This window comes from Paenibacillus sp. FSL F4-0236, assembly GCF_038000135.1.
In the GTDB taxonomy this organism is placed as follows: Bacteria; Bacillota; Bacilli; order Paenibacillales; family Paenibacillaceae; genus Paenibacillus_AQ.
This window is the reverse complement of the sequence record NZ_JBBOBK010000001.1, coordinates 2641457-2666295: the sequence shown is the minus strand read 5'-3', so window position 1 is coordinate 2666295 and position 24839 is coordinate 2641457. Positions and strand designations below refer to the sequence as shown.

Annotated in this window: 25 protein-coding genes; 20 read left to right on the top strand and 5 right to left on the bottom strand. The window is 44.8% G+C overall.

Annotated elements, in window-relative coordinates; all coding sequences use genetic code 11:
• The first annotated feature begins 100 nt into the window (after positions 1 to 100).
• Positions 101 to 1000 carry a glycerophosphodiester phosphodiesterase gene (locus tag NSQ29_RS12120; RefSeq protein WP_341125163.1) on the top strand — a complete coding sequence of 300 codons (900 nt, stop codon included), beginning with the start codon at positions 101 to 103 and terminating at the stop codon, positions 998 to 1000.
• Between the two features lie 35 nt (positions 1001 to 1035).
• Here the strand turns inward: NSQ29_RS12120 and NSQ29_RS12115 are convergent, their stop codons facing one another.
• Together NSQ29_RS12115 and NSQ29_RS12110 are read right to left on the bottom strand one after the other, a co-directional pair.
• Positions 1036 to 1605: a hypothetical protein gene (locus tag NSQ29_RS12115; protein WP_149645621.1), complete on the bottom strand. Its 570-nt coding sequence runs from the start codon at positions 1603 to 1605 to the stop codon at positions 1036 to 1038.
• A 180-nt stretch (positions 1606 to 1785) separates the two neighbouring features.
• Complete coding sequence (locus NSQ29_RS12110; protein WP_042188277.1) at positions 1786 to 2655, bottom strand: helix-turn-helix domain-containing protein; 870 nt, start codon at positions 2653 to 2655, stop codon at positions 1786 to 1788.
• 123 nt (positions 2656 to 2778) lie between these two features.
• On the opposite strand from NSQ29_RS12110, the gene NSQ29_RS12105 reads away from it, so the two are divergent.
• The 4 genes from NSQ29_RS12105 (at position 2779) to NSQ29_RS12090 (ending at position 7764) form a co-directional block, all read left to right on the top strand.
• On the top strand, positions 2779 to 3837 hold the full coding sequence (locus NSQ29_RS12105; RefSeq protein WP_341125162.1) for a Gfo/Idh/MocA family protein: 1059 nt from the start codon (positions 2779 to 2781) through the stop codon (positions 3835 to 3837).
• Complete coding sequence (locus NSQ29_RS12100) at positions 3834 to 4691, top strand: sugar phosphate isomerase/epimerase family protein (protein ID WP_341125161.1); 858 nt, start codon at positions 3834 to 3836, stop codon at positions 4689 to 4691. The genes NSQ29_RS12105 and NSQ29_RS12100 overlap by 4 nt, the downstream gene beginning before the upstream one ends.
• Before the next feature lie 25 nt (positions 4692 to 4716).
• Positions 4717 to 5610: a sugar phosphate isomerase/epimerase family protein gene (locus tag NSQ29_RS12095; RefSeq protein ID WP_076299742.1), complete on the top strand. Its 894-nt coding sequence runs from the start codon at positions 4717 to 4719 to the stop codon at positions 5608 to 5610.
• A 216-nt stretch (positions 5611 to 5826) separates the two neighbouring features.
• Complete coding sequence (locus NSQ29_RS12090; protein WP_341125160.1) at positions 5827 to 7764, top strand: hypothetical protein; 1938 nt, start codon at positions 5827 to 5829, stop codon at positions 7762 to 7764.
• A 132-nt stretch (positions 7765 to 7896) separates the two neighbouring features.
• Here NSQ29_RS12090 and NSQ29_RS12085 read toward each other — a convergent pair whose 3' ends face one another.
• Positions 7897 to 8430: a GNAT family N-acetyltransferase gene (locus tag NSQ29_RS12085; RefSeq protein ID WP_339248302.1), complete on the bottom strand. Its 534-nt coding sequence runs from the start codon at positions 8428 to 8430 to the stop codon at positions 7897 to 7899.
• A gap of 363 nt (positions 8431 to 8793) precedes the next feature.
• Here NSQ29_RS12085 and NSQ29_RS12080 point away from each other — a divergent pair, with 363 nt between their 5' ends.
• From NSQ29_RS12080 to NSQ29_RS12025, 12 genes are all read left to right on the top strand, one after another.
• Positions 8794 to 9687 carry a LysR family transcriptional regulator gene (locus NSQ29_RS12080; protein ID WP_339271380.1) on the top strand — a complete coding sequence of 298 codons (894 nt, stop codon included), beginning with the start codon at positions 8794 to 8796 and terminating at the stop codon, positions 9685 to 9687.
• A 118-nt stretch (positions 9688 to 9805) separates the two neighbouring features.
• Positions 9806 to 10321: a GNAT family N-acetyltransferase gene (locus NSQ29_RS12075; RefSeq protein WP_341125159.1), complete on the top strand. Its 516-nt coding sequence runs from the start codon at positions 9806 to 9808 to the stop codon at positions 10319 to 10321.
• Between the two features lie 4 nt (positions 10322 to 10325).
• Positions 10326 to 11177, top strand: a complete 852-nt coding sequence (locus NSQ29_RS12070; RefSeq protein WP_341125158.1) for a transporter substrate-binding domain-containing protein — start codon at positions 10326 to 10328, stop codon at positions 11175 to 11177.
• A 33-nt stretch (positions 11178 to 11210) separates the two neighbouring features.
• Positions 11211 to 11996: an amino acid ABC transporter permease gene (locus NSQ29_RS12065; protein ID WP_339271384.1), complete on the top strand. Its 786-nt coding sequence runs from the start codon at positions 11211 to 11213 to the stop codon at positions 11994 to 11996.
• Positions 11993 to 12703 (top strand): amino acid ABC transporter permease, encoded by a 711-nt coding sequence (locus NSQ29_RS12060; protein WP_339271386.1) that lies wholly within the window; start codon positions 11993 to 11995, stop codon positions 12701 to 12703. Before NSQ29_RS12065 ends, NSQ29_RS12060 begins: the two co-directional genes overlap by 4 nt.
• Entirely contained in the window at positions 12700 to 13452 is a 753-nt protein-coding gene (locus tag NSQ29_RS12055; RefSeq protein WP_076286779.1) for an amino acid ABC transporter ATP-binding protein, read from the top strand. Before NSQ29_RS12060 ends, NSQ29_RS12055 begins: the two co-directional genes overlap by 4 nt.
• A gap of 11 nt (positions 13453 to 13463) precedes the next feature.
• Positions 13464 to 14480 (top strand): LLM class flavin-dependent oxidoreductase, encoded by a 1017-nt coding sequence (locus NSQ29_RS12050; RefSeq protein ID WP_341054943.1) that lies wholly within the window; start codon positions 13464 to 13466, stop codon positions 14478 to 14480.
• Between the two features lie 51 nt (positions 14481 to 14531).
• A complete protein-coding gene (locus NSQ29_RS12045) occupies positions 14532 to 15713 on the top strand; it encodes an amidohydrolase (RefSeq protein WP_341125157.1) in 1182 nt (393 codons plus the stop codon).
• The gene (solA, locus tag NSQ29_RS12040; RefSeq protein ID WP_341126756.1) at positions 15710 to 16885 is read left to right on the top strand and encodes an N-methyl-L-tryptophan oxidase; all 1176 of its coding nucleotides are present in this window, start codon (positions 15710 to 15712) and stop codon (positions 16883 to 16885) included. The genes NSQ29_RS12045 and solA overlap by 4 nt, the downstream gene beginning before the upstream one ends.
• Complete coding sequence (locus tag NSQ29_RS12035) at positions 16885 to 17364, top strand: DinB family protein (RefSeq protein ID WP_042188306.1); 480 nt, start codon at positions 16885 to 16887, stop codon at positions 17362 to 17364. Before solA ends, NSQ29_RS12035 begins: the two co-directional genes overlap by 1 nt.
• Positions 17365 to 17439: 75 nt before the next feature.
• Positions 17440 to 18777, top strand: a complete 1338-nt coding sequence (locus tag NSQ29_RS12030; RefSeq protein WP_341125156.1) for an LLM class flavin-dependent oxidoreductase — start codon at positions 17440 to 17442, stop codon at positions 18775 to 18777.
• Positions 18774 to 20054, top strand: a complete 1281-nt coding sequence (locus NSQ29_RS12025; protein ID WP_341125155.1) for a M20 metallopeptidase family protein — start codon at positions 18774 to 18776, stop codon at positions 20052 to 20054. The genes NSQ29_RS12030 and NSQ29_RS12025 overlap by 4 nt, the downstream gene beginning before the upstream one ends.
• A gap of 47 nt (positions 20055 to 20101) precedes the next feature.
• Here NSQ29_RS12025 and NSQ29_RS12020 read toward each other — a convergent pair whose 3' ends face one another.
• Positions 20102 to 21148 carry a stalk domain-containing protein gene (locus NSQ29_RS12020; protein ID WP_341125154.1) on the bottom strand — a complete coding sequence of 349 codons (1047 nt, stop codon included), beginning with the start codon at positions 21146 to 21148 and terminating at the stop codon, positions 20102 to 20104.
• A gap of 244 nt (positions 21149 to 21392) precedes the next feature.
• On the opposite strand from NSQ29_RS12020, the gene NSQ29_RS12015 reads away from it, so the two are divergent.
• A complete protein-coding gene (locus NSQ29_RS12015; RefSeq protein WP_341125153.1) occupies positions 21393 to 22448 on the top strand; it encodes an LLM class flavin-dependent oxidoreductase in 1056 nt (351 codons plus the stop codon).
• Positions 22449 to 22467: 19 nt separating this feature from the next.
• Entirely contained in the window at positions 22468 to 23034 is a 567-nt protein-coding gene (locus NSQ29_RS12010; protein ID WP_340969490.1) for an NADPH-dependent FMN reductase, read from the top strand.
• Between the two features lie 64 nt (positions 23035 to 23098).
• Here the strand turns inward: NSQ29_RS12010 and NSQ29_RS12005 are convergent, their stop codons facing one another.
• Positions 23099 to 23662 (bottom strand): TetR/AcrR family transcriptional regulator, encoded by a 564-nt coding sequence (locus NSQ29_RS12005; RefSeq protein WP_341126755.1) that lies wholly within the window; start codon positions 23660 to 23662, stop codon positions 23099 to 23101.
• 327 nt (positions 23663 to 23989) lie between these two features.
• Here NSQ29_RS12005 and NSQ29_RS12000 point away from each other — a divergent pair, with 327 nt between their 5' ends.
• Positions 23990 to 24832 carry an SDR family oxidoreductase gene (locus NSQ29_RS12000; protein WP_341125152.1) on the top strand — a complete coding sequence of 281 codons (843 nt, stop codon included), beginning with the start codon at positions 23990 to 23992 and terminating at the stop codon, positions 24830 to 24832.
• Positions 24833 to 24839: the final 7 nt, after the last annotated feature.

Sequence of the window (24839 nt, the reverse complement as noted above, 5' to 3'; positions counted from 1 at the left end):
GGAGATTTGATAGGATTATGGATGGTAATTAACTGGATATGATGTAGAAAACAGCACCAAGTAAACAACAATAAATTATTGAAAAGAAGAGGGAAGTTTTATGCAAAGGATTCAAAATTCTAAAATGTACTTTATATTTATTCACATATTTTTATTTATCTTATTGTGTACCTCAATGTATGCCTATTCTCCATGGATTCGTACTAAAGTGAAGGAAATTCTCGAGCCTGCGGACAAAGTCTATACCATTGCTCACCGTGGCGCTTCGGGATATGCTCCTGAGAATACTATACCTGCATTCGAACTAGCCATTGATATGGATACCGATTATATCGAGTTAGACATTCAGTTAACAAAGGATCGTGTTCCTGTTGTTATTCACGATGAAACTATTAATCGTACGACAAATGGAACGGGGTATGTTAAGAATTATACTTTAGAGCAGCTTTCGAAATTAGACGCTGGCTCTTGGTTTAACGAACAATATCCCATGTTTGCTAGGGATCAATATGCTGGATTACGTATTCCGACTTTAGAAGAGGTATTTGAAAGGTTTGGAAAAGAAGTGGACTATATGATTGAGATTAAAGATCCTGCTTTGAATCCGAATATCGAAACCATATTAAACGAACAAATTGAAAAATATAATCTGTCTGATCATGTTTCCGTACATTCATTTAGTGAGGCGAGTTTACGTAAGCTTCATTCGATTACCCCAGAGATCCCGCTTTATCAAATTGTTTGGTATAATATTCCGGTTTACAAAGTACCAGAGTCTTTTATCAATCGGGTGAAAACTTATGCAGTTGGTATTAGCCCTAACTTTCAAAGAATAAATTCCTCCTATGTCGCACAGGTGAAAAATTCGGGTCTAAAGGTATTTCCGTACACAGTGAATTATCAAGTGAATATGGATAAAGCCGTGGTTTGGGGCGTAGACGGGGTACATACCAACTTTCCTGACCGTTTTAATGAAGTGATTAAGAATAATAAGAAGTGAGGAAGTACGGAAACGGGAATTCAACTATCGGAAATTCATATGCCGAATACATCGATTTCAGAGACAGGATACCATGTTTTTGAATTTACGTCTTTAAAAAACACTTGAATAGTATAGGTGCCTTTTGTATTAAACGAATAAGTAAATTCGTTAGTTTTGAACCAAAAGTTTTCTTCACTTTTCTTAATTTGTTGATTGTCGATAGTTTCTGTTTTATCTGCGGGATCAGTGATCGTAAGTTTTATATCTGAAATTTCTGTTTTTAAATGATCTACTTGTAATAAGGTTGAAAAGGCAAACCGCGCAGGGCTTTTTACCTTACCGAAAATCTCTCCATTGTTATCAAGCAATACCATGTTCACATTTGGCTTGTAGATTCGAACCGTTTTACTTGTTTCATCTAAAGCGATTAAAGCAAACAAATTTTTAGAGAGCTGTTCAACAGGTAAGAGAATGTCCCTCTCGGATATTACTGCTGCCTGTTTTTGTACCACATTATTGAAATATAATGAAACTTCTGATTGGTTCGATGCGGCATAAATCATTGTTCCCGGTAGAATCATTATGCAAAGTGCTAATATAGTCAGTTTAATTATTTTTCTCAATGAAATCTCCTCCTATATTTTTGTTATGTTAATTATACCCATAAGATGGAAGATAGTTTCTTTTATGCAATTAATAAAATAAAAAAAGGTCAGTAGAGGGGATTACCCTTTCCTGACCTTTTTGATGTTAAAATTAAGGAGCGATAGCAAGTACAAGACTGCTTCCTTTGTTCACCCTAACTAGAACCCTCTCACACTGCTTGGGGGTACTTTTCTATGTTTTTTGAAAGTCCGGCTGAAATAGTAGATATCACTGAAGCCAGTTGTGGTAGCGATTTCAGAAATCGTTAACTGGGTATGCCTTAGCAAATAATCTGCACGGTCTAAACGGACAGCATTTATATATTCCGAAATCGTATGACCAGTTAATTCCTTGAAGAGACGACTGAAATGGAAGCGGCTTAGCCCTGTTAGTGCCGCAAGTTCGTCAACTTGAATGGGCTCCTGGTAATGTGTATCGATATAACGCAAAACAGGTGCGAAGCGTTCAACGGTTTGAATACGTCTTTCTTGCTCAGCCTGTGAGAGTACCGTGACGATATGTCTGCGCAATAGCAACGTTAGCAGGCGGTATAGCTCGGACTTCACGGCCAGCTCATATCCAAATTCGCGAAGTTCCAGTTCCCGAATAATCGCCAGCGCACAGTCTGTAATGTGCTGATCCCCCCGGATATGATTACGTAACAGCAGCTGGTTCTGCTGAATCGGGGCGATGAACTTGGTCTCGGCAGCGTCACTTACCGCACTATGCAGCAAAGAAGTATCTGCAATGATCGCATAATACAATAAATCAGAAGAAGCGCTCACCCCATAATGCAGCTCGTTGCTGTTCACAGCAACTAAATCACCAGCCCGTACGTTGATCGGTGTTCGTCCGCATTCAAAAACAGCCTCACCGCTTTCAATAAACAGAAACTCAAGATGCTCATGCCAATGATGTGGGAACAACAAAACTCCCTCTTGGTTGAAGCGCTGGGTATGTACTTTAATCGGAAACTCGGGATCCGGCATGTCCATGGGTTCCTGTAGATGTTTATCATAGTCCAACATTTATTGACTGCACCTCCTATAGCACAATTGTACAAATGAAACCGCAAGGTTCTGCATGGTGTTTAGGGTTGAAACCATTATAATACGAATCATAACCTATGCAAAATAAAGGAGAGAGTATTTATGGATATGATCAAAATTGGCGTAATAGGAACCGGCTCTATCTCCAGCATGCACTTAAGTGCTTATCGGAATAATCCGCAGACAATCATATATGCGGTTTGTGACCTGAATGAAGAGCGTGCACGAGCTGTTGCTACTGAGTATAACGTGGAGAACGTATACACGGATTATCGTGAATTGCTGGCTAATTCCGAAATAGATGCAGTCAGCATCTGCACATGGAACAACTCTCATGCTGAGATTAGCATCGCGGCACTTGAGGCAGGCAAGCATGTACTTGTGGAAAAGCCGCTTTGCCGCACGGTGGAAGAAGCGCTTCAGGTTCAGCAGGCAGTGGAAAAGAGCGGTAAAATTTTGCAAGTAGGCTTTGTACGACGTTATGACTCTAATGCCCAGCTACTTCAGACATTGGTGGAACAAGGAGAATTCGGTGAAATCTACTATGCGAAGGCAACGACGTTCCGGAGACTTGGTAATCCCGGCGGCTGGTTCAGTGATATTGAACGCTCCGGCGGCGGACCATTGATTGATATCGGCGTCCATGTGATCGATCTATGCTGGTATTTGATGGGCCGTCCGAATCCAGTATCAGTAAGTGCCAATACCTACCGGAAGCTCGGCAATCGTTCCAATATCAAGAACCTTTCTTTCTATAAAGCCGCTGATTACGACGCAGCGAACAATACGGTGGAAGATTTAGCAAATGCACTAATTCGTTTTGAGAATGGAGCTTCGCTGATGGTTGATGTTAGCTTTACATTGCATGCCAAAGAAGACGAGCGCTCGGTCCGTCTGTACGGTGACAAGGGTGGGTTTGAAATTGATCCTGAGATAGTCCTCGTCAAAGAACAGTCGGATACGATCGTCAATATCTATCCGCAGACCGATCATAAGGGGTTTGAGTTCAACAGTGCATTCCAGAATGAGATTAATCACTTTGCGAACAACATCAGCAACGGCTCTACACCGATTAGTCCTGTGCAGGACGGCGTTACAATCATGAAGATTCTCGGCGCGATCTATGAATCCGCTGCCAAAGGCGAAGAGGTGAAACTATGAAGCTAGGAATCAGTACCTACAGTTTGCATTCAGCTTTTTCAACGGGTGAGCTTACGCTTGAAGGAGTCATTGAGACGATCGCCGATCTGGGCGCGGAGCATGCGGAGATTGTACCCTTGGGCATCAATTTGGTTGAGAATCCTGAGCTAATTGATCAGATTGTACGAACGGCAGCAGGTCGTGGACTAGAGTTGTCTAATTATGCTATCGGGGCGAATTTTGCCGGTCTGGAGACAGCGGAAAGACAGCGTGAAGTCGAGCGGGTAAAGCGGGAAGTAGACGTCTGTGCGGCATTAGGCATTCAGCGGATGCGGCATGATGTAGCCTCGTCAAATGATCTATCTATTGCGCACTTTTTGGAAGAGCTTCCACATTTAGCTGAAGCCTGTCGAGAAATTGCCGATTATGCCGCAGGTTTGGGCATCACAACCAGTGTGGAGAATCATGGATACTTTATTCAGCACAGCGATCGTGTACAGGCGTTGGTTCACGCAGTAGGAAGAGATAACTTCCGTACAACACTCGACATTGGTAACTTCCTGTGCGCAGATGAGAATCCGCTTATTGCTGTGACTAACAATATTAAGCTTGCTTCGATGGTACATTTCAAAGATTTCTATATTCGTCCGCAGGATCGCCAGCCTGGCGAAGGCTGGTTCCAGTCTACTGGTGGGAACTGGTTGAGGGGTGCCATCGTTGGTCAAGGAGACATCGATATGCCGAGTGTCATTCGAACCGTTAAGGAAAGTGGCTACGACGGATATATCTCTGTAGAATTTGAGGGAATGGAAGAGTGCCGTAAGGGGACAAGACTTGGTTTGGAATACATCAAGCAGGTTTGGAACCAAATCTAATTCATTTTAAAGGAGAATTATTGCCATGGTTAAACCAATTATCACTAACAAAATCGGCGTTATTGTAGACAGTTTTCAGGTCGGAGTAAAAGAGGGGTTGCGCAAGGCAAAAGAAGCAGGGGCTGATGGAGTTCAGATTTATGCGGTGCAAGGTGAATTTGATCCCGCTAACCTTTCTCCTTCAGCCCGCCGTGAATGGAAGGAATACATCGCTTCACTGGGTCTCGAAATCTCTGCCCTCGTTGGAGATTTAGGCGGACATGGATTTCAGGACCCTGCACAGAATCGTGCCAAAATCGAAAAGTCCAAACGCATTATGGAGCTGGCCAAGGAGCTAGGTACAGATATCGTAACTACACATATCGGTATTGTTCCCTCTGACCACACCAGTAAAATTTATGAAACCATGCACATCGCCTGTGAGGAACTAAGCAGATACGCGCATGAGATGAATTCTTACTTTGCGATTGAGACTGGGCCAGAACCCGCTGCGCGTCTGAAGACGTTCCTCGACGGTTTGGGTTCCAAAGGGGTTTCTGTTAATTTTGACCCGGCCAACATGGTGATGGTGACTGGTGATGATCCCGTGCAAGGTGTTCATACACTAAAAGACTACATTGTACACACCCATGCTAAAGATGGTCTCAAACTTGCCGATATCGACCCGCGCGATGTTTACGGTCAATATGGTTATGAAGCACCCGCATTAGACCATGAGAAGATGGCTGAAATGGCCGAGACCGGCTCGGCGTTCCGTGAAGTTCCACTTGGAGCAGGTTCTGTCGACTGGAACAATTATCTGCAAGCGCTGAACGACATCGGTTATACAGGTTTCCTGACCATAGAACGGGAAGTTGGCACTAATCCAGAGGAAGATATCCGCCAGGCTGTGAATTTTTTAAAGGCTTTTCGGGTCTGAACATGGTAGTGATAATGATTAAATAGTTCATCCAACCTTTGGGATAAAAGAGAAGCTGCCTTACAGGAGAACATGCCTGTACGGTGGCTTTTTTTATTGCTACAAACAATGTTACTTAGTTCAGGATAAGAATCTGATCCAATTACTAATCTCATTTATTGCAACTTTATCCTCTATTTGGCGTTAAAGAAGAGAGAACATGAAGGGGGAGCCTATATGAAAAAGATAAATCTACTAGCCCTTTTAGCAGTCATTTCAGTAATCATTGTTGGATGTATCAATACAGGGAATAAGGATAAAGTGAATCAAACCCTGATCGATCTGAGCTCTGTTAATTCCATAACAATCCAGAACGATAGCGGTGAATCCATGACCATAACGGACAATAATTTAATAGAACAATTCAATGAAGCCATACATACTGCTGAGTATGACAGCGCCAAGCTTGATATTGCAGCACCTGATTATGAAGCTACTGTTGAATTGAAGAATAAAGAAAACGAAAAGTTCTCATTCTGGATTAAGGGCGAGAATAATGGTCTTTTCACCAAATCAGGACAAAATGGACATTACAAGCTGCCGGAAACAAAAAAAGTAGTTTTACTTGACTTATTTCAACCCAATGAGCAACAAGTAGAAGCCGATAATCTAAAAATTGACGAGGAAATCAAGCGAATCACAATAGCGAAATCTCTAGCACATGGTTCAGTGAGTGCTAACATAAAGGCTGAATACAAAGATCATGAAAGCATAGAAACTTTCGTCCGAGCCATCCGTACCGCTGTACAAATACCAGGAAATTTAAATACCGCAACGCCTAACTACGATATTGTTCTAATTTCAAATAATAATAAATATGCCTTTCATCTATGGATTAACGAAACAAGCGAGCAAGGCATGTTAATGAATGTGAACGAAACAAGCACAGGCTACACACTTACTAAGGAATCGACTGTCGAGTTAAAAAAGCTTATATTCTTGGAAGCAAACTTTAAGGGTCTGGAGTTTAATGCAGTACGGAGCTCAAATGGAGAACTGGTGGCTAATCCAATTGGCATAACCGAAAATAACTATCTATTAAACGGTGGGGCAGTGGTTGAATTACAAGGAATCTTATATCACACCATTCATTTTTTCTATGGCGACCATAATGCAGTTAACGCTTTACTAGCCCATGATCCTGCTACGGATGAGGTGATGGTGAAATGGAGCGATGAGCTGATCGATACCGATAACCGTTGGAACAATGCATTTATGAACAACTATAATATGCTAATCAAGTTGGACGAGGATCATCTATTATTTCTGGAATCGGATCTGACGAAAGAAGCTGGGAAATATCATTTGTCCTCTTATAATGTTGTTACAGGAGATATTGAGCGACTTCGGGAAGACTTTTGGCCGCTTTCTGATGATTCTGACTACATCTATAAATTCCAGTGGAATGCGGATGAACAAATATTATTTATGCAAAGTTACCTCGGCAATGTATGGTTGTTTGATCTGAGGAAAGGAAAGGACGATGTGCATCTTCTAAAATATCCGGTAATCCCTCACTCGACGACCGGTGCGCCATCCCTGTTTCCTTCACCAACCTTTAAGAGATTTGTACATGATGATGAGAGCGGCCAATTAACCTTTTATGATAATAAAGGAGCTTCGCTACGTACTGTGCCGTTACCACAAGAGCAATATGTACCTTCTGAGAAAATAAAGTGGAACCCGGCGGGCACGATTGCCTGGATGGATACAGCAGAGATGAACCAAAACCGAATCCATGACATCGACATCGATTATTTGAAAATAGCTCCACAAAAAATTAATTTTTATAATCAGGATGGGCTTCCCATCAGCTCTATTAAGACTGAAAGCGACCATGAAGATGCAGCTGTTGAAGTTGTAGGATGGATGGACGCTAATGTAGCTGTGATAAAATCCTATTCCGTAGAACTTTTGTACAAGGATACTATAGGGCTGAAGGTTAAGAATGTTTCTTATTATCTCTATGATGTAAAGAAGAAGAAGAAGGGGGCTAGCTTTTCGTCCATCCCCGCCAAAGCAACTGTAATTTTAGATCATCGCCTGGATGATGCTGATAATGAAGGCAATATCACTGTGAGTTTTAAAGAAATTACCTATAAAAAAGGAAATTAAATGAGCCTCGGAAGTTCGCCGCAATGATCACATAAGATCATTGGGAAGCTTCCCGAGGCTTCTTTTTTAATTTCAAGACAACGGTTAAGAAGACGTTATATTCATCGAGTAAGTCTGTCTCGAATTTTATATTTATCCTGCTGTTGTACGGACTGAGGTTAGTAGGTCTAGTTGGAAACCCTGTACCAGGGTTTCCCCGTTCATAAGATCGGTCTCATACGCCCGTTTGAAGCCTAAGCGATAGTAGAGCTTGATTGCTGAAGCCATCATTTCTGAGGTATGCAGATTTAAAGTGGTGGCTCCTAACTCACGAGATCTCCTAGCAGCTTCGTGAATTAGATGGGTTGCAACACCGAGGCCGCGAGCGGATGGGGATACGGCAAGCAGGCGTAGGATAGGGGAGTGAATGCCTAACTCTGGTTTACCGTAAGCCGTTTCCGAGGAGCTAAACAAGAGTGTGCTACCAATGATTTTCTTGTCGATTTCAGCGATGATCCGCATAATCGGGGCATCGCCATGGACAGATTCAAGAAGTGATTTCCGGTACGCTAGCCACAACGGCTCGGGCATAATTTCCGAGTATTGGTGGTAAGCGTCCAGTATCACTTCAGCGATGGCATCACGGTCATTATTCTCAGCTTCACGGATAATAATCTTTTGGGACATAATCTCGCGATCCCCTTTCAGTTAATGTATAGTTCATACGAATGAAGTCATTATAAACGATAATTCCGAGTTATATAAGGGGTATTTTATTATTTTGATAAATGAATAGAAAAGCTCTATATGAAATAAACATAACAGTCGATTATAAAGGGATTCACTATAGCTTCTGTAGTTTCGAATTTTAAATTATTAATCATTTATGAATGAAATTTTGTGAAAATCCGATTATTTTACACGGAATTTAAGTTGACAAAAAATAGGGGGGTGCATAAGATATAAACAAAATCTATAGGAAAGCATCGTTCTATTTCATTGTTTTTTCATCGGAATAGTAAAATTAATATTAGTTTAGGGGGATTAGGGATGAACATTGAAAATATTGAGGCTTTTGTCTACATTAACCATTATGGAAGCTTCAATAAAGCGGCCGAAGTCCTATATATCTCTCAGCCGACAGTTACGGCACGGATTCAATCGCTCGAAAGGGAATTGGATTGCAGAGTGTTTGATCGGTTAGGTAAGCAGATTAGCCTAACGGATAAAGGTAAGCAATTTCTTCCCTATGCCCAGCAGATTCTCCAGATCTATCAGAACGGTAAATATCAGGTTCAGGCCAAGGGGCATATTCCAAATGAACTGAGGATCGGCAGTACTGTCTCGGTATCCAATTATTTAATGCCGCATCTGATGCTTCATTTGAAGCGCAGGTATCCGCATATTACGATCAAGCTGACGACAGCTTCTACGGAAGTATTGATTGATAAGCTGAAATCGAAAGAGCTAGATCTGGCTTTTATCCGTAAGGTCGTAAATCCAGCCATTCAAGCCTTTCCTTTCTGCGAAGACCCCATTTCGCTGTATGTAGAGAAGGGGCATCGCTTAGCTAAGGCACAACGTACATCGCTGGAAGATATTCGCCAGGAGACGTTAGTCTTTTTTGAATGCGGGTCTTTGGATTGGATGCGACTGCATCGTGTATTTGAGAGCATGGAACAGCCACCGAAAATTGAATATCAGGTGGATAACCTGGAGACAGCCAAGAAGCTGGTGTTGAAAAAAGCAGGTATCTGTTTCCTTCCGGCACTTAGTGTGCAAGAGGAAGTAGCAGCTGGGACGTTAGTACGGGTGGATATTGCGGAGACGGAAGGCATCTCCTTACGTACCAGCCTGATTTCACTAAATGGGGAGAACGCTGAATTCATAGAAACTCTACTTGAACTCGGGATTGGTAAAACGGGAGATCGACTAATTGTATAGATGTATTAAAAAACTCTATTAGCGCATGGACACATGCAGTGATAAAGTTAATTGCATATAATGACGACTATTTCGATAGGAATTATAAATTTAATTTCGGAAGGATGGAGGGCTTGCGATGAGTGAGACATACAGACTGGCAGAACTGAAAGATGCGGAGATTTTGCTTGAGGTTACATATCGTGCGTATGAGCTGATTCGTGAGCTCGGGCTGCATTGGCCGGCGGCTACAGCTGACTTGGCACTTATTGAAGACAATATTGCTACGAATGAGTGTTATGTGCTTGAAGTTGATGGAACGATAGTTGCGACGATAACACTTTCAAAAGAAGAAGAGATTAAGAAGATTAGCCCACTGCCTTTTATTAAATGGTTTGCTGCTCATCCGGATTACAGTAACAGAGGTTATGGTGGAAAGCTTCTGGATTGGGTGGAAGAGCACATTATTGCTGGACAATTGGGTTCGGCTGCGGTCACGCTGGCAACGGCGAAGAAGCACCCATGGTTAGTTCAAATGTATGAACGCCGGGGATATGAACGGTTTCTAGAACTGGATCAGCAGAATGGTGACGGCATTATGTATCTGATGAAAAAAACACTCATAGATAAACCACAAATCATTCAAAGGGGATAGAACAATGAAAAAGTCCATTTCATTAGTAATTGCATCGTTATTGACACTGGCGATAGCAGGTTGCGGAAATAACAGCACGAACAGTAGTCAGAATGGAAATGCAGCCGAAGCTTCGGTAACGGCAAATGGTTCGACAAAGGTAACTAAGATCATCGTAGGCACGGGTACTGCTTTTCCGAAGGTCTGCTTCATAGATGAGAACGGCAAGCTTACAGGCTTCGATGTGGAACTGCTCAAAGAAATCGATAAGCAGCTGCCTGAATATGAATTCGAGTTTCAAACCATGGATTTCAGCAATTTACTGCTGAGTCTGGAAACTAAAAAAATCGACCTGGTTGCCCATGTCATGGAGAAAAATCCGGAGCGGGAGTTGAAATATTCTTTTAACAAAGAAGCCTATGCCCACTGGAGAAACCGCATCGTAGTGGCGAAGGATAATGATTCGATCCAATCACTGGATGATCTTAAAGGAAAAAAGGTATTAGTCGGTGCGACAAGCGCACAAGCGCAAATTCTGGAAAACTACAATAAAGAGCATGACAATGCGATTAATATCGTGTATCAGAACGGTGCAGCGAATGATACCGTCGCACAGATTAGTACTGGGCGTGTGGACGCTACGCTGGCTGCAGATTTTGTCCTGCCGATCATTGATCCGCAGAGTCAGCTAAAAGCTACGGGCGACGAGCTGTCCTCCGCGGACATTCTCTATGTTTTCCGTAAGGATGATGCCGATTCACAAAAGCTGTCAGATGCGATTGACAGTGCGATTAAAGAGCTGAAGACGGACGGAACACTGGGTAAGCTGAGCACGGAATGGCTGGGTGCGGATGTTACAGCGGATTCGGTTAAATGATTGAGCCGGTGAGCACGGGAAGGGAGGGAATATATGGGCGCACAGTTTGATATCAGTTTTGTATTTTCGTTTTTGCCTAAGTTACTAGGGACTTTAAGTACCACGCTTCTGATTGTCGCCTGTTCTCTACTGACAGGAATTATTGTCGGCTTTCTCGTAGCTCTGCCAAGACTTTATAAAGTGCCTGTGTTAAAGACCCTCTCCGAAATCTATATTTCTTTTTTTCGGGGAACTCCGATTCTTATCCAGCTCTTCTTGTTTTATTATGGTTTGCCTGAAATCATGAAGCTGGTCCATGTGGATATGACCCGAACTCCAGTACTTGTCTTTGTGATTCTGACCTACGGTCTGCATACGGGAGCATACATGTCCGAAATGATTAGGGCTTCTGTGATGGCGGTGGATAAGGGGCAGGTGGAGGCTGCATATGCTGCGGGGATGACGGGGTTTCAAGCTTTTACACGAATCGTGCTGCCCCAAGCGCTAGGTATAGCAGTTCCGGTATTCTCTAATCTAGTAATTGCACTACTGAAAGATACGTCATTAGCTTTTACCCTCGGGGTGATGGAAATGTCAGGTAAAGCTCAGACGCTTGGCAGCCTAACTCAGCATTTTATTGAAACGTATATCGCGCTTGCGCTTATCTATCTGGTCATCAGCTTTACGATTGAGAAGCTGCTGCTTGTAGCAGAACACCATCTGTTGAGGCATGAGAAACGGAATACACCGGAGAAAAATTTGTTCAAAATCAACAAAAGCTGGTCCTACCGTCGCATTATTGCAGAATTAGGAACGGGCAAAGGAGGCACCGGATTATGAAACTAGACCCATCGTTTATATGGACCGCTCTGGTGCAGATTCTGAGTGCAATTCCTACGACCTTATATATCACCTGTGTCTCTGTGTTAATTGGTTTTGTGATTGGCGTGGCTGTAGCCTTAATCCGGCTATACAGAGTTCCACTGCTCTACCCCTTGGCAGTTGGTTATGTAACTTTCATCCGAGGGACACCGATGCTGACGCATCTGCTGCTTATATATTTTGGGCTTCCTGTGCTGATTGATGGTCTGGCGGCGCATTTCGGCTGGAGCTTTAGGTCGGTTTCGATTCCGATGATCGGTTTTGCTTATATTTCGTTCTCGATTACTGCTGGAGCTTATATGTCCGAGGTCGTCCGTTCCGGTCTGCTCGCTGTGGATCGCGGTCAGCTAGAAGCAGCCCACTCTATCGGTATGACTACGCCCCAAGCACTAAAGCGGATTGTTTTTCCTCAAGCGCTGGCGGCAAGTCTGCCTAATCTTTCGAATTCAGTAATCGGTATGCTGCACGGATCTACCCTTGCTTTTACTGTTTCGGTGGTGGATATCAATGCTAAGGCACAGATAGTGGCTTCAACGAACTGGAAGTTTTTTGAGGCTTATCTGGCAGCTGCGCTGATCTTCTGGGCACTAACATTTCTGATCGAACGCGTGACGTCGGTGATTGAGAAAAGGATTAATCTGTACAATCGAGGTGGAGTAGCATGATCAAACTTGCGCAAATTTCGAAGTCATTCGGTCGGAATCAGGTATTAAACAATATAGATTTAACGGTGACGAAGGGAGAGGTTGTCGTCATTCTCGGCCCCAGTGGCTCCGGCAAAACGACTCTCTTACGCTGCGTGAATTATCTGGAGAGGCCAAGCAGCGGAGAGATCGCCATTGGCGATTTTAAAGTGAACTGCAAACATGCCCGCAAAAAGGAGATTCATCAGCTTAGGCAAAAAACGGCAATGGTATTTCAGCAGTACAATTTGTTCCGTCATAAAACCGCGCTGGAGAACGTGATGGAAGGGCTGTTAATTGTCAAAAAGCTTCCGAAGGACGAAGCGAGAAAGCGGAGTATTGCACTGCTTGAAAAGGTTGGTCTTGCCAGCAAGCTGGATGCTTACCCGAGTCAGCTGTCCGGAGGTCAGCAGCAGCGTGTAGGGATTGCCCGAGCCTTGGCGCTTGAGCCAGAGGTTATCTTATTCGACGAACCAACATCGGCTCTGGACCCTGAGCTAGTGGGTGAGGTTCTGGCTGTTATCCGAAAAATTGCCAAGGAAGGCATCACAATGATTGTAGTCACCCATGAAATGGGATTTGCTCGTGATGTGGCGAATCATGTGGTTTTTATGGACGGAGGCGTCATTGTTGAAGAAGGAACGCCGACAGAGCTGTTTAATCATCCGCGCGAAGAAAGAACGAAGCAGTTCCTGAAGCGAATCACACCTGAATTTAACTATTCCATATAGGAGGGAAAACAATGGCTATTACAATCAGCGTACTTGATCAAAGTCCGATCTATCCGGGAGAAACGCCAGAGGAAGCATTCCAGCATACCATTAAGCTGGCACAACTCTCTGAGGAGCTTGGATTTCATCGATTCTGGGTTTCCGAGCATCATGACTCTGAGCAGGTAGCCGGTTCTTCTCCAGAAGTACTCATCTCACATCTGCTGGCCAAAACAGAGCGCATCCGCATTGGCTCCGGTGGCATCATGCTCCAGCATTACAGTCCGTACAAGGTGGCGGAGAACTTCAATGTGCTGTCTACACTGGCTCCTGGCCGAGTGGATCTCGGAGTGGGACGCGCTCCCGGTGGACTCCCGCGCAGCACACAAGCGCTTCAGCAGGAAAGAACCGAATCCCCTAGCTTAACGGACAAAATCATCGAGCTGGAGAAATATGTGCATAACCGGCTCGAAGAAAACCACCCGCTGGCTGGGTTGAAGGCAGGTCCCCTTCCTGGTATTCCGCCTGAGCTGTATGTGCTTGGCGCGAGTGTAGGCAGTGCAGAGATTGCTGCTGAACTTGGATTACCTTATGTGTTCTCCCTATTTATTAATAGCGATAAGACAGTAGCGCTAGATGCTATTCGTGCTTACCGAAGCGGTTTTGTTTCTTCACAGGGCAGACAACCGCAAGCAATTATCGCTTTAGCACTAGTGGTGGCTGAGACCGAAGAGGAAGCGAAAGAACTGGCGGGCGCACATAAGTTGATTCGGATTCAGCTGGCAAGCGGGAAGAAGCTAACCGTTGGAACCCGGGAACAGGCGGAGGAGTTTGCCCGCCAGAGCAATGAAGCATACACGATTGAAGAGTTGGAACCAGAGATTACCAAAGGAACAAAGAACTCTGTACGTGAACAGCTGTTGGCACTTTCAGAGGCATCCGGTGTTGAGGAGTTCATCATAACTACGAATGTGCAGCCTTTTGACAAACGGTTCCGCTCCTTTGAGCTACTGAGCGAAGCAATCGCTGAAGTGCCGGCAGAGGCATAAGCGGGCGGATCAGGATCACACGGGAAATCGTTTAAAGGAGGGTGACTGTATATGACTAGTAAAGCTAAAGAGCTGAGTGCGGAAGCGCTTGGAGAAGAATTAATCGAGATACGCCGTCATCTGCATCGGCACCCGGAACTGTCGAACGAAGAATATGAGACAACAAAATATATTATTTCCCTGCTGGAGCGGGCAGGAGTCAGGGTCGTAGATTACGGTCTGTCTACCGGAGTGATCGCAGAAATTGGGGGCAAGCAGCCCGGTCGGGTCATCGCGCTGCGCGCAGATATCGATGCCTTGCCAATCCAGGAGGAAACTGGAGCAGCTTATGCGTCGTTGTATCCCGGCAAAATGCATGCCTGCGGACATGATTTCCATACGGCTGCCTTGATCGGTGCCGCCTATCAATTGAAGCAGCGAGAGGGTCAGTTACTAGGAACGGTACGCCTGTTGTTTCAACCGGCTGAAGAGAAGGCGCAAGGGGCACAGCGGATCATTGCTAGCGGGGCGCTAGAAGAAGTCCGGGCAGTAATCGGGCTGCATAACAAGCCGGAACTGCCAGTCGGAACGATCGGTATTACGGCGGGCCCTTTAATGGCAGCGGCTGACGGGTTTGTGATTGAAGTGCAGGGTGGCAGTTCTCATGCTGCCGTTCCAGAAGCTGGGATAGACCCGATTATAGCTGCTTCGCATATCGTGACTGCATTTCAATCCATTGTAAGTCGCAATGTCAGTCCCCTACAAAGTGCGGTGGTCAGTGTGACGCAGATTCACAGCGGAAATTCATGGAATATCATCCCCGAAAAAGCCGTGCTTGAGGGTACAATCCGTACCTTTGATGAAACGGTGCGCAGCAAAGTACTTGACCGCTTTCGGGAAGTGGCGACTGGTGTGGCAGCTGCTCTTGGAGCTAAAGCCACTGTCCGCTGGATCGAAGGGCCGCCTCCGGTCATCAACGACGCCGCCTTAGCGGCGTTAGGGGTAGAGTCGGCTGAAGCTCTTGGCTACCGAGCGGTCAAACCAGAGCTTTCACTGGCCGGAGAGGATTTTGCCTTCTATCAGCGCGTGGTACCGGGATTATTCGTCTTTATAGGTACTGAAGGAAGCCAAGAATGGCATCATCCAGCCTTCAATCTGGATGAACAGGCACTGCCTGCGGCAGCACGTTTCCTTGCGGATGCGGCTGTACGTTCCCTTGAGTACTACAATTCCGGTGGAGGTGCAGAATTATAGCTGAACATAAGAGTTACGATGTAATTATCGTAGGCGCAGGCTCGATGGGCATGAGCGCTGGTTACAATCTTGCGAGGCGCGGAGTGAAGACGCTGCTAGTGGATGCCTTCGATCCTCCACATACACAGGGCAGCCATCACGGGGAATCCCGGCTGATCCGGCATGCTTACAGCGGTGATCCCGCCTACATTGATTTAGCTTTGCGGGCAGATACACTATGGAAAGAAGCGGAACAGTTGAGCAAAACAGAACTCCTTGTCCGCTCAGGCGTGTTGAATCTCGCGGATAGCACAGTGTATTCCTTCAACGGTCGACTCGAAGAAGCGAAGAAACGGAAGGTGCTGGTCCATCATATGGATGCCGAAGAGATCCGGCGGCGCTGGCCGGCATTGAACATACCGGAATCATTCGCGGCAATGTATGAACCAGATGCCGGATATTTGTACAGCGAACGCTGTATTTCCGCCTACCGTCAGCTTGCCCTTGGACATGGTGCGGAACTGTTGACGAACACTCCAGTAGTGAATGTCACCGCTCGCGAAGGCAGCGTTACGGTTCATACGACAAATGGCGATTATCACGGAGCGGCAGTTATTCTTAGTGCCGGAGCTTGGTTTGGCAAATTGGCACCTTTTGTACATTTGCCGATTAAAGCAATCCGCAAAGTTGTGGGCTGGTTTGAGAGCTCCCCTGCTTTTGCTGCTGGTAATTTCCCTGGCTTTACGTTAGGAGCAGAGGAAGGTGGCTATTACGGATTTCCCAGCATTGATGGAGCTGGCCTGAAGATCGGCCGGCATGATACAGGGCTGGAATGGAAGCCGGGTACACAGCTTGCCCCGTTCGGCAATGAAGCCAGCGATGAGGGTGACCTCCGCAAGGTACTGGAGTCTTACATGCCCGGTGCTGCTGGTCGATTGCTAAAAGGTTCTGCATGTAAATATGAGCATACGCCTGATGAAGATTTCATTATAGACTGCCATCCGCTTCATTCCAACGTGCTGATAGCTGGAGGATTTTCGGGGCATGGTTTTAAATTTTCTAGTGTTGTGGGTGAAATACTGGCTGACGTAGCGATCGGCGGAGTTACAACTCATAACATCCAGCCTTTTTCGTTATCTCGTTTCGCACCACCGGATCATTCGCGAACAAGTCTTATATTGGAGGGGATTTAATGAGCAGAGTTCAAATCAGTGATTATCTAAGGACGTATCATCAATTAGTAAAGTCGACCGCCGGGTTAACGGAGGAACAACTGAAATGGAAGGCAGAACCCGCCAGTTGGAGTGTGACTGAGGTACTGACTCATCTGGCTGATCACAGCATCGTAGTTTCGTTCCGCATTCGTGATATTCTCGCTGCTACGACTGCACAGCTTCCAGTCTTCAATCAGGATGCTTGGGTCAGCGGTCAGTACGCCAACAGCGGCAATGCTTCCGACAATCTGGAGCTGTTCCGCAGCCTGCTTTACTATAACAGCCTTTTGTTTGAACGGCTTAGCGAAGAAGATTGGGAGAAAAGCGGAATTAATTTCAAGGGGGAGACCGTGAAAATTTCCGATATCGTGCACGGCTTCACTGGACATGTGGAGAGACATCTTGGCCAGATCGAGCGAATCAAACAGGGCGCAGCTAATGCATCGTTTGTGCAATGATTGCTTCCGAAGTCAGTTTTGCATGAAGTGAAATCAAGGAAGCTTATGCTCACAAAACTTTTAGGAGGAATGAACATGACCAAACCAAGACAACTGAAGCTGGGTGCACTGCTGCATGGGGTAGGAGGCAGCACGTCGATGTGGCGCCATCCAGATGCCAAACCAGATGCCAGTGTAAACTTTGAATTATACAAAGAGTGGGTACAGAAGGCAGAAGAAGGCAAGTTGGATCTGATCTTCATCGCAGACGGTCTGTACATTAATGAAAAGTCCATTCCTCATTTCCTTAACCGGTTTGAGCCGCTGACTATTCTTAGCGCACTCGCAGCCGTCAGCACTAACATCGGTTTAGTTGGTACCTTGTCTACCTCGTACAGTGAACCATTTACCGTAGCGCGTCAATTCGGCTCATTGGATGTAATCAGCGGCGGCCGGGCCGGCTGGAATGTGGTGACTTCACCTCTGGAAGGTTCTGCGTCAAATTACAGCAAAAAAGAGCATCCTGACCATGGCAAGCGCTACCGCATTGCCACCGAATATTTGCAGGTGACACGCGGACTATGGGATTCTTGGGAGGATGATGCGTTTGTACGAGACAAGGAATCAGGTGTATTCTTTAATCCACAAAAAATGCATACCCTGGACCATCAAGGAGAGTTCTTCTCTGTGAAGGGGCCGCTGAATATTGCTCGTTCGAAACAGGGGCAGCCTGTCGTATTTCAGGCAGGATCCTCGGAAGTCGGTAAGAATTACGCCTCCAAGGAAGCAGATGCTATCTTCACTGGACACGAAACGCTAGAAGATGCCCAAGCATTCTATAACGATGTTAAGACACGGGTAGCTTCGTTTGACCGGAATCCGGATGAAGTGCTGATCTTCCCTGGAATTGCTCCAATCATCGGTGACACGCCGGAGGAGGCAGAGCGCAAGTACCAGGAGGTTGCTGGCCTTGTAACGATTGAGAATGCACTGAACTACTTAGGCAGATTCTTCGAGCATCATGATTTCTCGCAATATCCGCTGGATGAGCCGTTCCCTGAGCTTGGCGAGTTGGGGCGCAATAGCTTTCAGAGCGGCACGGATAAAATCAAAAAGGATGCGAAGGAGAAAGGCTTGACGCTTCGACAGGTTGCCTTACAATCGGCTACCCCACGCAGCAGCTTCATTGGCACACCGGAGCAAGTAGCTGATCAGATTCAATCTTGGTTTGAGAGTGGTGGGGCAGATGGATTTATGATCGCGGCTGCCGTCCCTAACGGACTGGAGGAATTCATCGATCGGGTGGTGCCGATTCTGCAGGAGCGGGGTTTGTTCCGCACTGAATACGAAAGTGACACGTTGCGTGGAAACCTCGGCATACCGTTGCCGGAGAACCGCTATTCCAAAGCTTCTCAGCCAGCAGGGCAAATTTGACGGTTGATCCAGTATTCGCAATCCACCAAAACTCGAATATTGCGGAGATGGTGCATTACGCCGGCCAGCTGCAGGATGAAATGATTGAATACCGTCGTGATTTGCATGCCCATCCGGAGCTACTGTATGATGTCGTCCGCACTTCTAATAAAGTAGCAGAATTGTTAGAGGAGTGGGGGATCACAGTACGGAGAAATGTCGGCAAACATTTCGGAATGGGAGTGGTCGGCCTCCTGCAAGGCTTAGCAGACAATGGCAATAGTGGGCCTACTCTTCTTCTAAGGGCAGATATGGATGCCCTGCCGATACAAGAGTGCAATGAGTTGCCTTACAAGTCAGTCAATGACGGCATCATGCACGCCTGTGGCCATGATGCCCATACCGCTATGCTGTTGGGCGCTGCCCGAACCTTGGCAGCCTTCCGGGAACGATTGATGGGCACGATCATTTTCGTCTTTCAACCAGCTGAGGAAGGCGCGGTCAAGAGTCCGCTTGATGGAAGATTACTCTCAGGCGGCCGCGATCTCATTGAGGATAACGTGCTGGAAGGTGTCGACCATGCCTACGCGCTACATGTCATGCCAGAGCTTCCGGTCGGAACGCTTGGTATTCACCCTCATGATGCCATGGCAGCGTCCAGCCATTTTAAGGTGGAATTTCAGGGGATATCCGGTCATCATAGTGCTCCGCACAGAGCTGTAGATGCGATCCAGATGGCGGCACGATATATAGGAGAGATTAACGGAATGATGGCTAATCGAATCGATCCGCAGGAGGCGGCGGTGTTGGCCTTCGGAACGTTGCAGGCTGGTACTGCTGTTAATGTGATCGCTGAACACAGTGAACTAACAGGAACGTTCAGAGCGTTTACCAAGACGACGGTAGCTGCAATTACAAATGGTTTACAGCGCCATGCTTCAGCTATAGCTGAGTCTTATGGAGGGAAATACAAGCTGGAGCTGCGTGAAGGAATTGCAGTAGTGAACAATGCGGAAGCGGTGCAGCAGGTGCTTCATGCAGCCCGTGCAGTTCTAGGTGAGGATCAGGTAATACTTCTGGAGCAGCCAAGTCTGGCTGGTGAGGATTTTGGTTGGTATCTTGAAAAGGTTCCCGGTGCCTTCGCCTTTATTGGTTGCGGTAATAAGGAGAAGGGAATTGTCCATGCTATCCATCAGCCACAGTTTAATATCGATGAAGCGATGCTAGTTCATGGTGCGAGGATACTGGTTAGACTCGCAATACAGCATAATGGATCGGCCAGCGGCAAACAAAAGTAAAAGGTACCCCAATGGGATACCTTTTACTTTTGTTTAGGCTTGTCAACTCACCAGAAATACGTTTCGAATGTATAACCGTTTTTCCCAAAGAAAGTTATCTCACCGCTTGTCACTTCCTCAGGAATGTCAAAAAACATGCCTTGTTTACCCGCGATATCAAAGGTGTGAGTTACTTTCTTATCATGAACTTTGTAACTTACCTCGAAATGACTGAATTGCTTCTTAAGACCTTGATCGAACATACCGACACTAACGAGTTGTCCGCTCCTCTTCACTTGGACGTCGTCTCCATCATCCCCCATGCCTAAATCCATACTCCAGTCCAAACTCCCGTTTTTTAAACGATCGACGTATTTCAACGTAAGCGATTCTACGCCATCTTCCTCTTCGATATGTAAGAGTACAGCTGTATATTTATCAATAATCCGAGAATCCAGAACTGGGAGTCCGCTCAAAATAGCAAATTCAGTTAACTCCTGCTCTGTTATTGCCTCTCCTGAGGGATCATCCATTTCGATAGGTTTCATTCCTAGCCAATCTTCCCACTCCTCAGGAGATTCGAGTTCAGCACGAAAGTCATCATCCGTGGTAATGATCGCTGTTCTAGTTGTTACATCCCAATCAACGGAGATCCCGATTCGTTCGGCAATAGCGCGCAATGGAACCATAATATCACTGCCGGAGAGATAAGGTGTAGGACTCTTCCAATTGATCCAAACATCAGAATCCTCTATATCTTCGTTGTAATCGCTAAACATATAATCATTTTTATCCGGATAAATAGAAAGTGCTCCGTTAAAATGTGATATAAAAACATGCGGATAAGGGTTATCTATAAACTTCGAAATATCGGCTTGAATGTCGGGATGCTCAAAAAGTTGGGTTGGAACGAACGTTTTTCCCTCTATTAACGTAGGCAACTCATCTTGAAAGAAAAAGTTTATGCCATTAATTGTGACGGAGGGTTGGATCGCAGAACGTTGGATAGAATCGGATAACTTCGGTACAACCGAAGCCGATGCAAAGATCGGAGTCGAATTGGAAGCCGATAAGAAAAGAATAAGTAATACGTTCATGAAGCGGCGGTTGTGCATGAATACAAGTCTCCTTTTTTTGTTTATCACTTTAATAATCAAATCAATATCCTAAATATACCATGTGGAGATTATTATAGGGGATTCTTAGCACAAGGCTTAAATCGAGTAGTTTTTTCTTAACAGGATCATTAGTTTGACATTATGCAAGCACTTAACTATACTTATTATAGTGACTTACTTAATTATATTTAATCGACAAATCATAAATGAATTCTTACTTCTTAAAGAAAAGAGGATAATCATGGAACAATATCGGATCAATGCAGCCAACGGCTTAGAGTTTGGACTTTATACATTAGGTGATCATCTAGCGAACCCTGAAACTGGGAGCCGAATATCTGCCAAACAACGCATACGTGAAATTATTGACTTGGCTCAATTAGCGGAGCAAGCAGGAATTGATTTTTTTAGTGTAGGAGAGAGTCATCAAGAATATTTTGCTACTCAGGCGCATACCGTTGTGCTGTCAGCTATTGCACAGGCTACTAAGAAAATGAAAATAGGTAGCTCATCTACGATTATAAGCACCTCTGATCCGGTTAGGGTGTACGAAGATTTCGCTACAATTGATTTGATCTCAAATGGTCGAGCTGAAATAATAGCTGGCCGTGCCTCTAGAGTGGGGTTATATGAACTATTGGGCTATGATCTTAATGATTATGAGGAATTATTTGAAGAAAAATTCGACTTGTTATTAAAGATAAATGAAAACGAAGTTATGAATTGGAAGGGAGAATTTCGTAACCCTCTCAAAAATGCAAGAATCCTCCCCCGTCCTGAGGGAAACTTACCGATATGGAGAGCTGTAGGTGGGACTTCTGCCAGTGCGATCAAAGCAGGCATTGCAGGTGTTCCTATGTTTTTGGCCCATTTAGGGGGTCCCGCTGTCTTGTTCAAAAGATCCATTGATGCTTATCGTGAAGCTGCAAGTCAGAACGGATTCGATCCGTCGAAGCTGCCTGTAGCGACTGCTGGATTCTTTTACGCGGATGAAACGACACAGAAGGCACAAAGAGCCTATTATCCATATATAAACGAAGGAATGAAATTAACCAATGGACGTGGTTTTCCTAAACAGGCGTTTGCTCAAGGAGCCGATCCCCGCGATGTTATGAATATTGGCAGCCCACAGGAAATCATTGAAAAAATTCTATATCAACATGAACTCTTCGGCCATCAACGATATATCGCACAAATGGATTTTGGTGGCGTACCTTTTGAAAATTTAATGAAAAACATAGATTTAATTGGTTCTGAAATTCTACCAGCTATTAAAAAATATACGGCAAAAAAATAAACTCCAGGAGGTCAGAATTATGAAAATTGTAGCATTATCAGGGTCAAAGATAGGATCGAAAACCAGAATCGCTATGAATTACACAATAAATTCGTTTCATGAAAAATACAAAGATGCAGAAGTTACGCTTCTAGATCTGGCGGAGTATGATGTTCAATTCAGTGATGGTCGCAATTATCTGGAATACGAAGGGGACACCAAGTACGTAATTCAAACGATCATGGAAGCAGATGTTATCGTAATCGGAACGCCTATATTTCAAGCTTCCATCCCAGCAACACTAAAGAATATATTCGATTTAGCGCCCGAAAAAGCATTTCAACACAAGGTTGTAAGTATGCTCGTCACGGCAGGATCTTCACGTCACTATCTGGTAGCTGAGCAGCAATTGAAACCGATATTAGCCTATATGAAAGCGCAAATTGTTCAAACGTATGTATTTATAGAAGAGAAGGATTTTTATCGAAAAGAAATAGTAAATGATGATGTGCTATTCCGTATAGACCGCTTAGTGGAAGATACCTATGTACTCTCTGAGACCTATGCCAAAATTCGAGAGGCTGAAGAAGCTAAATATGGTTTCTAAGAAAGATCGAAATAGGCTAACATTTCGCAAACTAGTTACTATTTTCCAAGTCACCCTTCATCCTTTAGGATGAGGGGTTATTTGTACAATTTCGTTCCAATAAGGCTCCCAGCTGTTCTGCTAATACTTGATAGGTTACTGGTCTTTCGTTCGTAAACCACCATTCAACTACACCTACATACGAAGAAGCTACAAATTGTACGACTAAATCCTTATTTAATCCTTCGTTTTTACCCTTTGTGATATCCACTTCGTCTTTGAACTCTTCTATAAGAAATTCCAGAAAACGACTCCGGAAGAAAGGGGCTCCTTTGCTAGCTAACATCATGGAGAAAAAGGCATAGTTACTCTCAAAGTATTCCGTCCAAATCACAGACCCCGTTACAAAATCCAAATCAGAGGCTGCTTCACATCTTTCACGAAGTTCATTGATATGCTTCTCGATAAGCTTATCAAGAAGATCATACTTATCCATATAGTGAAGGTAAATAGTACCACGGCTCACGTTTGCTTTATCAGAGAGTTCCTGAAGGGTTATATCATCAAAATTTTTCACAGTCATTAGTTCAATGACTGCTGTCTTCAAGGCTTCTTGTGTTTTTAAGATTCTTCTATCGACTTTAGACAATTTACTCACCGAACTTTCTTTATTCATCAACAAAAGAGTAAGAATTCATTATATAACATACTATAACGAGCTCATCAATGGGACATCTGTTTATAAATTTATATAAAAGAATCGCGAATACGCAGTAGGAAATAAACAATTTCGATGGTTTTGTTTATTAATGTACAAATCGCATCAAATTAACAATTGGCACCAAATTTAATCCGATTATAATAATAGACATGTGATCATTATTGTAATTATGCGTATTAAATATTGGTTACAACTACTCATGTGCTAAGTATTCCAGCAGCAAAATCGGAATAAGAAGTTTAGGAGGAAATGATTATGAACAATCGCACATGGCTTATCACCGGTGTGAGCAGTGGTTTTGGTTATGAGATGACGAAACAGCTTCTTCAGAAGGGCAATAAGGTTATCGGTACTGTTCGTAACAAAAGCAAGGTCGCTGACCTCATTGAGAAGTATCCCGAAACCTTCAGTTGCGAGATTCTAGATGTGACCGATTTTCCAGCCATTCGAAATCTTGTCGATAGATCTTTTGAAAAGTTTGGACGTATCGACGTTATCATAAGCAATGCTGGTTATGGCCTTTTTGGGGCTGCAGAAGAACTCTCTGACGACGAGGTTAATCATATCATTGCCACGAATTTAACGGGGTCCATCCAGCTTATTCGTTCAGCTCTCCCGCATTTACGCACTCAGGGTGGTGGACGTATTATTCAGATCTCCTCCTATGGCGGGCAGGTCGCCTTCCCAGGAAATTCGATGTACCATGCGACCAAGTTTGGGATAGAGGGCTTTTGTGAGTCCGTTGCTCAGGAGGTTGAAGCTTTTAACATCGGTATTACATTGGTGGAGCCGGGAGGAGCCCGTACCGAGTTCCGTTATGGGAACGCACAGGTAACGAAACTCATGACAGAATACGATGGCAACCCAGCACATAACTTTTTGAACATGCTGGACGCTTCTAAGAGTTTAGCTCCTGGAGATCCAGTGCGGATGGCTGCCCGAATCATAGAAAGTGTTGAATTAGAACCGGCACCGATACGAATGATACTTGGATCTCATGCACTGGCTAGCACGATTTCGACCCTCAAAGCTCGTGTTGCCGACTATGAGAAGCAGACTGAACTGGCAGCTTCTACTGATTTTCCAGCGGGAGAGTAAGAGGATC